At 73.1% G+C, this 12,285-nt stretch carries 9 protein-coding genes and 1 pseudogene; 3 read left to right on the top strand and 7 right to left on the bottom strand.

Features of this window, described 5'->3' with window-relative positions; translation table 11 throughout:
• Positions 1-871: Ig-like domain-containing protein (locus DN069_RS37590; protein ID WP_133260181.1), on the top strand; the 871-nt coding region annotated here is incomplete at its 5' end.
• On the opposite strand, the gene DN069_RS37595 is transcribed toward DN069_RS37590, so the two are convergent.
• The 4 genes from DN069_RS37595 to DN069_RS37610 all read right to left on the bottom strand — a co-directional run bounded on the left by DN069_RS37595 (position 853) and on the right by DN069_RS37610 (position 6,460).
• Positions 853-1,506, bottom strand: a complete 654-nt coding sequence (locus tag DN069_RS37595; protein WP_111507744.1) for a GAP family protein — start codon at positions 1,504-1,506, stop codon at positions 853-855. The two genes, DN069_RS37590 and DN069_RS37595, sit on opposite strands and share 19 nt — an antisense overlap.
• A gap of 141 nt (positions 1,507-1,647) precedes the next feature.
• The gene (locus tag DN069_RS37600) at positions 1,648-4,410 is read right to left on the bottom strand and encodes a molybdopterin-dependent oxidoreductase (RefSeq protein ID WP_111507745.1); all 2,763 of its coding nucleotides are present in this window, start codon (positions 4,408-4,410) and stop codon (positions 1,648-1,650) included.
• Between the two features lie 28 nt (positions 4,411-4,438).
• Positions 4,439-5,626: an XdhC family protein gene (locus DN069_RS37605; protein ID WP_111507746.1), complete on the bottom strand. Its 1,188-nt coding sequence runs from the start codon at positions 5,624-5,626 to the stop codon at positions 4,439-4,441.
• 6 nt (positions 5,627-5,632) lie between these two features.
• On the bottom strand, positions 5,633-6,460 hold the full coding sequence (locus tag DN069_RS37610; RefSeq protein WP_111507747.1) for an FAD binding domain-containing protein: 828 nt from the start codon (positions 6,458-6,460) through the stop codon (positions 5,633-5,635).
• A 205-nt stretch (positions 6,461-6,665) separates the two neighbouring features.
• Here DN069_RS37610 and DN069_RS42190 point away from each other — a divergent pair, with 205 nt between their 5' ends.
• Entirely contained in the window at positions 6,666-8,210 is a 1,545-nt protein-coding gene (locus DN069_RS42190) for a hypothetical protein (RefSeq protein WP_243640319.1), read from the top strand.
• Between the two features lie 14 nt (positions 8,211-8,224).
• Here DN069_RS42190 and DN069_RS37620 read toward each other — a convergent pair whose 3' ends face one another.
• Both DN069_RS37620 and DN069_RS37625 read right to left on the bottom strand, forming a co-directional pair.
• Positions 8,225-9,208 carry an aldo/keto reductase gene (locus tag DN069_RS37620; protein ID WP_111507748.1) on the bottom strand — a complete coding sequence of 328 codons (984 nt, stop codon included), beginning with the start codon at positions 9,206-9,208 and terminating at the stop codon, positions 8,225-8,227.
• A gap of 35 nt (positions 9,209-9,243) precedes the next feature.
• Positions 9,244-10,089 carry an SDR family NAD(P)-dependent oxidoreductase gene (locus DN069_RS37625; RefSeq protein WP_111507749.1) on the bottom strand — a complete coding sequence of 282 codons (846 nt, stop codon included), beginning with the start codon at positions 10,087-10,089 and terminating at the stop codon, positions 9,244-9,246.
• 130 nt (positions 10,090-10,219) lie between these two features.
• On the opposite strand from DN069_RS37625, the gene DN069_RS37630 reads away from it, so the two are divergent.
• On the top strand, positions 10,220-10,798 hold the full coding sequence (locus DN069_RS37630) for a TetR/AcrR family transcriptional regulator (protein ID WP_111507752.1): 579 nt from the start codon (positions 10,220-10,222) through the stop codon (positions 10,796-10,798).
• 28 nt (positions 10,799-10,826) lie between these two features.
• Here the strand turns inward: DN069_RS37630 and DN069_RS37635 are convergent.
• A pseudogene (locus DN069_RS37635) lies at positions 10,827-12,285 on the bottom strand (D-alanyl-D-alanine carboxypeptidase); the annotation flags it as partial.

Raw genomic sequence — 12,285 nt, forward strand, 5'->3', positions numbered from 1 at the left:
GGCGGTGGCGGGCGGCCCGGGGCGGGGGGGGGTCGGCGGAAACGGCGCACGCGGCGGGAACGGCGGCGGTGGCGGGGGCGGCGGCTGGTTCGGCGGCGCGGGCGGATCCGGCGGCGGCAACCCGGGCAACCTGTACGGGGCCGGGGGAGGCGGCGGCAGCAGCTACGCCGGTGCCGACGCCACCGACGTCGCCCTGCTCCAGGGCGTCAACCAGGGCAACGGCCACGCCACCGTCTCCTTCCGCTACGACACCACGACCACCCTGACCGCGGACACGCAGTCGCCCCTGTTCGGGCACCCGGTCACCCTCACCACCACGGTCGGCGCGGACAACGCCGCGGCCGCGACGCCGACCGGCACGGTGACCTTCTCCGACGGCGCGACCGCCCTGGCCACCGTCCCGCTGAGCGACGGTCAGGCCACCTTCACCACGGCCGCGTTCCAGCCCGGCGCGCACGCGATCACGGCGGCCTACAGCGGCGACGCCGGTTCCACGCCGAGCGCGACCGCCGACCCGACCGGCCTCACCGTCGGCTTCAGCGAGCCCTGCTTCACGGCCGCCCACCACGGCCCGCTGACCGTCGGCACCGGACGCTCCCTGTGCCTCGCGGTCGGCAGCACCCAGGACGGACCCGTCACGGTGCGTCCGGGTGGGGCGCTGGCCGTCCTCGGCGCACAGGTGCACGGCCCCCTGTCCGCGGACGGAGTCGCCGCGTTCACCGCCTGCGGGTCCACCTTCGACGGGCCCGTCTCCGTCAACGGCGCCGTCGGCTCCGTCCTCATCGGCCCGGGATCCGGTACGCCGGGCGACTGCGCCGGCAACACCTTCCACGGCCCGCTGACGCTGAGAGGTCACGTGACCAGCTGGTAGATGCTCTTTCCCACCAGCCAGAGGCCGAGCAGCAGTGAGAGGACGATGATCGCCGGCTCCTGGTGGCGCTCGATCCACAGCCGCAGCCGGTGCAGGAAGCGCCCCGCGCGGTCCGGCGCGAACGCCGACCACAGTTCCATCGTGAGCAGGCTCGCGGTGGACAGGACGCAGAAGTAGACAAGCAGCAGGTACGAGGCGAGGCTCGACACGTGCGCCTCCGTGACGACCGCCGCGCCGGCGGCGACCAGCCCCATCGGCTGCACGATCACCGAGATCCCCGCGGCCGTCCAGGACGACGCGGTGTCGAGCCGCGCCATCCAGGCCGGGGGCCGGTGCGTACCGGAGCGGCGGCGCCTGCGCCGCCGCTTTCGCTCGCCCACGAAGATCAGCCCCACGCCCACGGCCAGCTTGACGGCGACGGCGGCCGTCGACGGCGAGGAGTGCGGCAGCAGCGGCTTGCCACCGGTCAGCCCGACCGTGAGGGCCAGTACCGCCACCAGGGACGCGAGCCAGGTCAGGGTGAAGACGAGCCCCTTGATCATCCCGCGCTCCCCGGCGAGCAGCAGGATGAAGGCGACGACGGGAACCGGCTCCAGCGTGGTGACCAGGCCGATCAGGGTGAGATCGAGGAACATCGGGCACCTCCCGGCCAGGAGTCGCGGGCTCGGGTTCGCTACGACCATCGAACCCGCTCTTCCTCGTTCGGGCGAATCGAACGACGTGGCCGCGGCCACCGGCGGTGTCCTGCCGGTGGCCGCGGCCCTGTGCTGTCGCGGTCAGTCCGCGGCCGCTCGGCCGCCGCGACGGTGTGCGTCGAGGGCCTGCCAGACCTGGTCGCGCAGGAAGGGGGCCTCGGTGAAGCGGAGGCCGGTGGCGTCCCGCAGGGCGTTCGCGAAGGCGGGCGTGACGGGGTTGAACGGGCTCTCGCTCATGGACTTGGCGCCCAGCGGGCCGAGGGCGTCGGAGGTCTCCGAGAAGTGGACCTCGGTGCGCGGGACGTCGGCGTAGGCGGGGAGCCGGTAGCGGCGCAGGGCGGCGGTGGTGACCTCGCCGCGCTCGTCGACGAGGACGCGTTCGAAGAGGGTCGCGCCCAGCGCCTGGGCGACGCCGCCCTCGACCTGGCCGCGGCACTGGAGCGGGTTCATCACCCGGCCGGCGTCGGCGCCGTGGACGCTGCGCAGGATCCGCATCTCCCCGCTGTCCGGGTCCACGGCGATGCGGAACCACTGGGAGTTGAACGCGACCGAGCGGGGTGTGCCGCCCCAGTGGCCGACGCCGACGAGTCGCTCGCCCTGCTCGCGCGCGGCCTCGAACAGCTCCTTCAGCGTCAGGACCCGGCCGTCGTACTCCACCGCGTCCGCCGTCAGCCGCAGTTGGCTCCGCGGTACGCGGGCGTACTCGGCCGCGAAGGAGAGGATCTGCCCGGCGAGCGCGTTGGCCGCCTTCATCACGGCCTTGCCCGCCACCACCGTGCCCGCCGAGCCGAACGCCCCGGTGTCGTGGCGGACGACGTCGGTGTCGGACTGGCGGACGGCGATCCGGTCCACCGTGGTGCCGAGCGCGCCGGCGGTGATCTGCTGGTGCACGGTGGTGGTGCCGTTGCCGAACTCCGCCGTGCCGACGGCGATGTCGTAGCTGCCGTCGTCGAGCAGGGTGACCGTCGCGTCGGCGTAGTGGCCGCCGGGCGGGGCGGTGGCGATCATCGACATGGCGAAGCCCTGGCCCACCAGCCATCCGGGGGGCGCGAGTTCGGCGCTGCGGTCGTCGGCGAGCGCGTCGCGGACCACCTGCAGGCACTGGTCGAGGCCGTAGGAGGCGATGTGCAGGTCCTCCTCCTCGCCGACGGGGCTGAGCAGGTGCTCGCCAGGGCCGATGACGTTCTGCTCGCGGAACTCCAGCGGGTCGACGCCCAGCCGCCGGGCGAGTTCGTCCATCGCCGACTCGACGGCGAAGGTCACCTGGCCCAGGCCGTAGCCGCGGAAGGCGCCGGCGGGAACGGCGTTGGTGTAGACGGAGTAGGCGTCGACCTTCTTGTGCGGCGCCCGGTAGACGCCCATCGACTCGCCGACGCTGTGGAACATCACCCCGGGTCCGTGGTTGCCGTAGGCGCCGGTGTTGGCGACCACCCGGAACTGAAGGGCCGTCAGGGTGCCGTCCCGCTTGGCGCCGACCTTGACGGTGACGGTGAACGGGTGCCGGGTGGTGGTGCCGTAGAACTGCTCGGCGCGGGTGAACTCGAGCTTCACCGGCCGGTGCAGCTTCATCGCGGCCAGGACCGCGATGTCCTCGGTGAGCATCTCCTGCTTGCCGCCGAAGCCGCCGCCGACCCGGCCGGCGACCACCCGGACCTGCTCCTCGGGGAGTTCGTACAGCGCGCACAGCGCACGCCGGACCAGGAACGGGACCTGGGTGCTGGAGCGGACCACCATCCGCTCCTCGCCGGTCTCCTCGTTCTCCTCGAAGTGGACCAGGCAGCCGTGCGTCTCCAGGCTGGCGTGCTGGACCCGTTGGGTGCGGAAGGTCTCCTCGTAGACCAGGTCCGCCTCGGCGAAACCCTGCTCCACGCTGCCGATCTCGCCGTGCACCTCGCCGCAGACGTTGTCCTGCGGTCGGACGATCCGCGACTCGGGCCCCTTGGGGTGGAGCACCGGCGCGCCGGGCGCCATGGCCTCCTCGGGGTCGATGACGTAGGGGAGTTGCTCGTACTCGACCACGATCCGGCGGCAGCCCTCCTCGGCGGCGCCCTCGCTGTCCGCCACCACCGCGGCGACGCGCTGGCCGACGAAGCGCACCACGTCGTCCAGCACGCGGGTGTCGTCCGGGTCGTCGGCGGGGTTCTCGTGCCGCGCTGAGGAGTACAGCGTGTCCGGGGCGTCATGGTGGGTGAGCACGGCGTGGACCCCGGGGACGCGCAGGGCGGCGGAGGTGTCGATGGAGACGATCCGGGCGTGCGGGTGCGGGGAGCGCAGCAGCTTCATGTGCAGCAGCCCCTCGACCTCCACGTCGAAGGTGTAGCGCGCGGTCCCGGTCACCACCCGCGGCCCGGCGGGCGCGCCCAGGCTGCGACCCACCGCCTGGCCCGCGCAGGGCTGTTCGGTGTTCTTGACGCCGCGGATGGCGTCCTCGATCGCCCGGTACCCGGTGCAGCGGCACAGGTTGCCCTTCAACGCGCGCGGCAGGTCGGCGCGCTTGTCGTCGTCGAAGTCGCGCGCGGAGGTGGTCATCAGGAAGCCGGCGGTGCAGAAGCCGCACTGGAACCCCTGGGCGTCGAGGAACCGCTGCTGCATCGGGTGCAGTTCGCCGTTCTTCGCCAGGCCCTCGACCGTGGTCACCTGCCGGCCCTCGGCGCGCCGCGCCGGGTAGAGGCAGCTGTGCACGGGTTCGCCGTCGACCTGGACGGTGCAGGCGCCGCAGTCGCCCGCGTCGCAGCCCTTCTTGACGCCGAACCAGCCGCGCTCGCGCAGGTAGGTGCGCAGGCACTGGCCCGCCCGGGGCTCGGTGTCGAAGTCCTCGCCGTTGACGTGGATGGAGAAGTTCATCGGCCGTCCTCCTGGAGCAGGCACGGGATCAGACATGGGCTGAGACATGGGCTGGGACACGGGCTGGGACACGGGCTGGGACATGGGTGGGCACCAGCGTCTCCGGGGTGTGGATCGGGCGCTCCAGCTCGACCAGCGGGCGCCCGCTGCCACCGCGGCGCAGGGCCGTGATCTCGGCCAGGATCGACAACGCCGTCTCCTCCGGGCCGCGCCCGCTCAGGTCCAGACCGATCGGCGAACGCAGGCGCGCCAGTTCGTGCGCCCCGACGCCGGCGCGGCGCAGGCGCTCGAGCCGGTCCTCGTGGGTGCGGCGACTGCCCATGGCCCCCACGTATCCGGCCGGGCTGCGCAGCGCCACCTCCAGCAGCGGCACGTCGAACTTGGCGTCGTGGGTCAGCACGCACACCGCGGTGGAGGCCGTGATCCGGTCCCCGTGCCGGCCGAACCAGCGGTGCGGCCAGTCGACCACGACCTCGTGCGCGGCGGGGAAGCGCTCGGCCGTGGCGAAGACGGGCCGCGCGTCGCAGACGGTGACCTGGTGTCCCAGCCGGGCCCCCAGATCCGCGAGCGGGCGGGCGAAGTCGTTCGCCCCGAAGATCACCAGCTGGGGCGGACGGCCGAACGACTGCACCAGGAGCTCGGCCCCGGCGTCGCCGTCGGCGGCGCAGCCGCCCGGCCCGTCCGGAGCCAGCGTGCCGCTGCGCCCGCTCGCCAGCAGATCGCGGGCGGCCGACGCCGCCGCCCGGTCGAGCTCGGCGGACCCCAAACTGCCGCTGACGCCGCCGAGGCCGACCGCGAGGGACTCGCCCGCCCGGCCCGTCCCGCCGCCGGCCCGAAGCAGCGTGACCAGCGCCACCGGCGCTCCGGTGCCCAGCGCATCGGCGACCTCGGCGACGGGTGTGCCGGCGCCGATCTCCCGCACGAACACCTCGATCGTTCCGCCGCACGGCATCCCGACGGCGAAGGCGTCCTCGTCGACGACGCCGAAGCTCTCTGCGGCGGGAACGCCGTTACGGAGCACCTCCGCGGCCATGTCGCAGACGGCGGCCTCCACACAACCGCCGGAGACCGCACCGGCCACCCGGCCGTCCTCGGCCACGATCATCGACGTGCCGACCCCGTGGGGCGCGGACGACCAGGCGCGCACCACCGTGGCCATCGCGAACCGCGTCCCCGACCGCTGCCACGCCGCGGCCTGTTCCCACACCTGACGCATCGGACCTCATCTCGAATCGGGGAGCAGTTCGCGGCGGATCTCCTCCGCGAGGCGGAAGGTCATGTGCCGCCGCCAGGCCGGCAGGCCGTGGATGTCGTCGTAGTAGTCCTGTGGTGGGATGCCGTACGCGACGGCCTCGTGGACCGCCTCGGCGTTCGGCGGCAGCGGGAAGCGGAACCGGAACGGGCGTACGGTCGAGGCCGTGACGGTGAGCACGAACTCGTCGGAGACCGGGTCCCGGGTGCCGATCAGCAGCGCGCCGGAGCGGCCGAGGCCGTAGAGGGACGCCTGCCGGAACGCGGTGCGCACGGCGAGCGCCCGAGCCGGCACGGTGATCGAACGCAGCAGCTCCCCGGGCTGCAGGACCTTGAGCCCGGCGCCGATGACGAAGTCCGCGGCCGGCACCTCGCGCGTCGAACCGTCCTGTGCCTGGAGCCGGCAGACGCCGTCGAGGGCGGCGGTCAGCGAGATCATCGGTCCGGCGGGCAGCCCGTTGCACAGATTGCCGCCGACGGTGGCCATGTTCCAGATCTTCCAGGAGGCCAGGAACGCCCGGCAGCACTGCTCGAACAGCGGCCCCGCCGCCCAGCGCCCGCCCTGCTCCCGGGCGAAGCGCGAGAGTTGGGCGATCGTGCAGGTCGCCGCGACCTCCAGGTCGCCGGTGGGTGTCACCCGCACCGGGTCCCAGCCCATCCGGCTCAGGTCGACCAGCCGGCGGATGTGCGGCTGCGGCTCGGAGAACAGGTACGTTCCGCCACCCAGCCAGGCGTCACCCGGCCGCCACGTCTCGCGCCGCCGCGCGTCGCGCAGCTCCACCACGGTATTCAGGTCCACGTGCAGTCACCGTCCTCGACAGATCGACACGGCGATTGAAGCAACGGCGAACGGGCCGGAACGAGTGGGTGCGCCTACCAACCCGCGCGGCCTGACCTGGGTGATCTACCAGTGCATGGACATGCCCGAATTCTTGTTTGAGTACATGACAACTGCGGTATCGCTGTTACTCCATGGGGGAACTGCCGACCACTGGGGGGATGGCATGAAGCTGTGCGTCTGGGTGCGGGAGGGGGACCGGGCTGCCGTCCACGGAACCTACGGCGGGCTCGCCACCTTCTGGTTGTACGACCTGATCCACATGGGCGCGTTCGTGCCCGGAGACGACCTCGGTCGCTGGCGCGACCTCGAACGGCGCATCAACGCGCGGACCTTCGAACTCACTGTCGCGGACTCCGCCGCCGAGGGCATGACCGTCGGCGAACTCAAGGACCGCTGCCTCGCCGAAGCCCGCCGCGTCGGCCTGGCGACGGCACCGGGCGCCGTCGCGCGCAGTGCGGTCCGCGGGCGTGCGGGCCGGCCGAAGTACGGCCGCATCGTGGACATCTGGCTGTCCGACGGCTACAGCGGCCAGCGGCTCTCAAACGATCTCCGCCTGTCCGAGACGGAGCTGGTCGACGGCGACGTGGTCGTGCTGTCGATCGAGCGCACCTCCGACACCGACTACCTGCTCGGCCACGCCTCGAACACGGGCGACCTGCTCAGGAAGCTCCAGTTGGCGGAGAACGCGGGGGCCCCCGGCGCGGGTGCCCGGCTGTGGGGCCTGCTGCTCTACACCGACGCCGACACCGAGCTGGCCACCTACGTCCGCACCTACTTCGACGACCTCAACGTCCTGTCCGGCCCGGTGTCGCGCATCTTCGTCGTGGAGCGGCGCGCCGGGCGCGCCACCGCCAGGAGGTACTGGCGCCGCCACCTGGAGCCTGAGCTGTACCGGGTCATGTGCGCTCTGCGCTGGCTCGACTGGACGCCCTACGACCCGCAGGCCGCCTACGAGATCGCCTCCCTGCTGGGGCTCGGTCCCGAGGCGCTGCCCTGCGTGGTCTTCTTCCACGCGGTCGAAGGCCATCTGCACGAGGGCGAGAAGGTGGTCTTTCCCATCGAGCACACCTCGACGGCCTACTTCCGCACCCTCTTCGGCCACATCAACCGGGCCCTGCGCACCGTTCCCTCCCCCTACCTGCGGTACGAGGAGCCCGCGTCGATCCCGGGATACGCCCCCGCGCCCGAGGTCGTCGAGAACCTGCTGCGCGGCGGCCGGCGCGGCCGCGACGCCTGGGCCTTCGCCACCGTCCGTGCGGCCGAGGACGCGATCAGGGAGGCGCTGCGGCAGTTCGCCCCGGCGAGGCCGGCGCTCACCGTCAACAACAGTCAGGTCGTCATTCAGGGAGCCGGAGTGTCGGACACGTTCAACTTCAACGGTGAGAACACCACGTTCATCAACCGCCCGCAGGACACCGTCGTCCGGGACTTCCAGAACACCTACGCCACGGCCGTGGGCGCCCCGGAACTCAGGCGCCTGCTCGAACTCGTGCTCAGCAGTCGGGACCTGTCCGACCAGGACCGCGAGGAGGCGGCCGACGCGATCCACGCCCTCGCCCGCCTCGGCGCCACGCCGCACCCCGACCTCCCGGCCGCCAGGCCGCGCCTCGAACGCCTGCGGGCCCTGCTGAGCGCCGGGGCCGACATCGCCAAGCCGGCGCTGGCCATCCTGGCGTCCCTCACCCCGCTCTTCTCGGGGCACTCCTGACGCTGCGCCGGGTGTCAGCCGTTGAGGTTCCGCATCAGCTCCGGGGCGTAGCGGTCGCCGGAGACGACGCCCTGCGGGGCGACGGCCTCGATGGCGGACAGATCCGCGTCGGTGATCGTCACGGTGGTGGCGGCGACGTTCTCCTCCAGGTAACGGCGGCGCTTGGTGCCGGGGATGGCGACCGCGCCCTGGTGCAGCACCCAGGCGAGCGCCAGCTGGGAGGGCGTGACCTGCTTGGCCGCGGCGATCCGGCGGACCTCGTCGACCACGGCCAGGTTGCGGCCGAAGTTCTCGCCCTGGAAGCGTGGGTCGGTGCGGCGGAAGTCGTCGGCGGCGAAGTCGTCCGGGCTGGTGATCGCGCCGGAGAGGAAGCCGCGTCCGAGCGGGGAGTAGGCGACCAGGCCGATCCCGAGCTCGTTCAGGGTGGCCAGGACCCCGTCGCTCTCGATGCCGCGCTCGAAGAGCGAGTACTCGGTCTGGACCGCGGTGATCGGGTGGACCGCGTGGGCCCGGCGGATCGTCCGCGGGGCGACCTCGCTCAGGCCGAGGTGGCGGACCTTGCCGGCGGCTACCAGTTCGCCCATGGCGCCGACGGTCTCCTCGATCGGCACCTGGGGGTCGACCCGGTGCAGGTAGTAGAGGTCGACGTGGTCGGTGCCCAGATGGCGCAGGGAGCGGTCCAGGGCCCGGTGAATGTACTCGGGGCGGCCGTTGTGGCCGACGAGCTTGCCGTCGTCGGTGAACTCGATGCCGGTCTTGGTGGCGACGACGGCCTGCTCGCGCCGTCCGGCGAGGGCCTTGCCGAGGAGCTGCTCGTTGACGAACGGGCCGTAGCCCTCGGCGGTGTCGAGCAGGGTCACGCCCAGTTCCAGGGCGCGGTCGATGGTGGCGAGCGACTCGGCCTCGTCGGTGCTGCCGTAGAAGGCGCTCATGCCCATGCAGCCGAGCCCTTCGACGGAGACGGTCAGGCCCTGGCTGCCGAGGGTGCGGGTTTCCATGGTGATCTTCCTTGCGGTTGCGGTGTCAGGGGTGGTCAGCGCACCCAGGCGCCGGTGAGGGTCTGGACGGCGGAGCCGTCGAGGTCGGCGAGGGTGGTGGCGACGAAGTCGCGGGCCCAGGGCGAGGTCTGGATCCGGAAGGCCGGGCGGTCGGCGGTGAGGGCCTCGACGATCGGGGCGGCCGCCTCGGCCGGGGTCTGGGCGTTGCTGAACGACTCCCGGGTGCGACCGATGTAGGCCTCGAGCGCCGGGGCGTACGGCCCGGCGGCGGCCAGTAGCGCCGGGATGTCCAGGCCGAGGTTGCTCACGAACTCGCTCGCCACCGCGCCCGGCTCGACGACGGTGACGTTGACACCGACGGTGGCGGCCACGGGGGCGAGGGACTGCATGAAGCCCTCGACGGCGAACTTGGCCGCGCAGTACGCCTCGTTGAAGGGCTGGCCGACGGCGCCGCCGACACTGCTGACGGTGATCACCCGGCCCTTGGACGCGCGCAGGTGGGGGAGCGCGGCCCGGGTCACCGCCACCACGCCGAAGAAGTTGACCTCCATGGCCGCGCGGACGTCGTCGACGCTGCTCTGCTCGATGGTGCCGACCTGGGCGGCGCCGGCGTTGTTGACCAGCGCGTCCAGCCGGCCGTGCTCGGCGACGACCTCGTCCAGGCAGGCGGTGATGCCCGCGGGGTCGGTCACGTCCAGGCGCTTGACCTGGATCCGGTCCGCGACGCCCGCCTCGGCGGCTGCCTTCAGCAGGGCCTCGGCCTTGCCGGTGTCGCGCATCGTGGCGATGGCGGTCCAGCCCGCGCGCGCCGCGCCGACGGCGGCGGCCAGGCCGATGCCGGAGGACGTACCGGTGATCAGAACGGTCTTCGGGGAGGTCATGAGGGTCTTCCTTGCCTGGGGGCGGAACGGGCGGCACCCGTAACCGGGGAACTCCCCGGTTATCTGCAACGGTAAGCGGGGAACTCCCCGGTTGTCCAGCTAGACTGGTCACCCGAGGAAGGGAGCAGTGTTGACCAGCAAGCCGAGCGTGTTGCGTGCCGATGCCCGCCGCAACCGGGAGCGCATCCTGGAGGCGGCCGTCCGCGCGTTCTCCGAGAAGGGCGCGGACGTCCCCATCGACACCATCGCCAAGGCGGCGGGTGTCGGCTCGGCCACGCTCTACCGCCACTTCCCCACGCGTGAGGCGCTGGTCGAGGCTGCCTACCGCAACGAGCTCGCCCGCGTCTGCGACAGCGCGGCGGAACTGCTGTCCCACAACCCGCCCGACCGGGCGCTGCGTCGGTGGATGGACAACTTCATCGACTACCTGGCCGCCAAGCAGGGCATGGCGGACGCCCTGCGGGCCGCTGTCGCCTCCGGCGCGGACCCCTTCGCGGAATCCCTCGACAAGCTCGGCACCGCGATCGGCACCATGCTGGACGCCGGCGTCGACGCGGGGCTGTTCCGCTCGGACGTCGACGCCCTCGACGTCGGCTTCAGCCTCGCCGGCCTCGCCCTGATCACCAGCGCCCCGGGGCAGCGCGAACGGGCCGGCCGCCTCCTCGACCTGCTCCTCGACGGCCTGCGCCACGGGGCGGCCGGCAGCTGAGTCCCGACGCGGGACTTCGTGGGCTTCGTCAGCCCGAGACCAGCGGCGTCGTGGCCACGGTTCGACCGGCGGACGTCAGGGCCTGCAGCGCGGGGCTGGTGGCGGAGCCGGTCAGCCGCAGCGTCAGGCGCAGGCCGGGCCAGCCGACCAGCGTCACGGCGCGCGGCGCGCTGAGAAGCTCGGGCGTGTGGCCGGCGCCCGAGAGCCCCGGGTTTCCGGCGAGCTCGGCGACGGTCCGGCCCCGGCCGACGACGGTGACCTGCTCCAGCGCGTGGTCGGCGCTGCGCAGCAGGCGCGCGGTGGCCGCGAACACGCTCGGCAGCATGGTGCTGATGTTGCCCGGCTGCCCCAGAACCGCGCCGACCAGTGTGACCTCGTGCCCGGCCACGCGGGTGTGCGCGGAGAAGAGCAGGCAGCCGCCCGCCCAGTAGGTCGAGCCCGTCTTGATGCCGTCGACGCCGTCCTGACCGAGCAGGGCGTTGTAGTTGCGGATCGCGCCGCCGGGGATGACGGCGGACGTCTCGTCGACGAGGTCGGCGAAGAACGGGTCGGTGATCGCGGCCTCACCGAGCTTGACCAGGTCCGTCGCCGTGGAGACCGAGGTGCCGAGATAGCCGGAGGGCTGGCTGAAGTGGGTGTGGGCCATGCCCAGGCTCGCCGCGGCGGCGTTCATCCGGGCCACGAAGCGGGTCTCGCTGCCCGCGTCCCAGGACGCCAGGATCCCGGCCATGTTGTCCGCGGAGGCCAACATCAGCGCCTGCCGCTCGGTGAACCGCTCGCCCGCCCGGACCGGCACCAGGGACTGGTGCAGGGCCTCCTCCTCGGGGAGGGCGGCGGCCTGGGCGGCGGAGACGGTGAGGGCCGGTCCGGACTGGCCGGGGGCCAGCGGGTGGTCCTTGAGGATCAGATACGCCGTCATCGTCTTGGTGACGGAGGCGATCGACTTCGGGGTGTCCACCGGCCCGCTGCTCCCCAGCAGCCCGACCCCCGGCACCCCGATGGCCGCCTGCCCGGCGGCGGGCCACGCCAGGGCGAGGCTCCCGGGCACGGTGAACGAGTCGGGGACCGTCAGGCTCAGACGCGGCGCGGAGGGGGCGGCACCGCGCGGATGCCCGTGCGGCCCGGGGGCGGAGTCCGTGGCCGAGGAGGCCGTCGGCCCGGATCCGAGCGTCGTCGCCAGCACGATCGCCGTGACGACGACCCCCACCCCTCCGGCGGCCGCGATCCGGGCGCTGCGCCGCTCGGCGAGGTAGTCCCGGCCACGCTGAACCAGCTCGCCCGCCGCCACCTGCCCTTCCCGCGCGCCCCGCCCGACCCGGGAGGCCAGCTCTTGCAGCGCGGGAAAGCGCGAGGGCGCGACGGGCGCGGCGGGAGCGGTGACGGGTTCGGGGGCCGGCTCGGGCTCGGGCTGCGGGTCGGGTTCGGGGGCCGGCGCGGGCTCGGGCTCCGTGTCGGATTCTGCATCCGGCTCGGGCTCGGGGTCTGGC

The sequence above is a fragment of the Streptacidiphilus pinicola genome, assembly GCF_003258295.1.
Lineage (GTDB): Bacteria > Actinomycetota > Actinomycetes > Streptomycetales > Streptomycetaceae > Streptacidiphilus > Streptacidiphilus pinicola.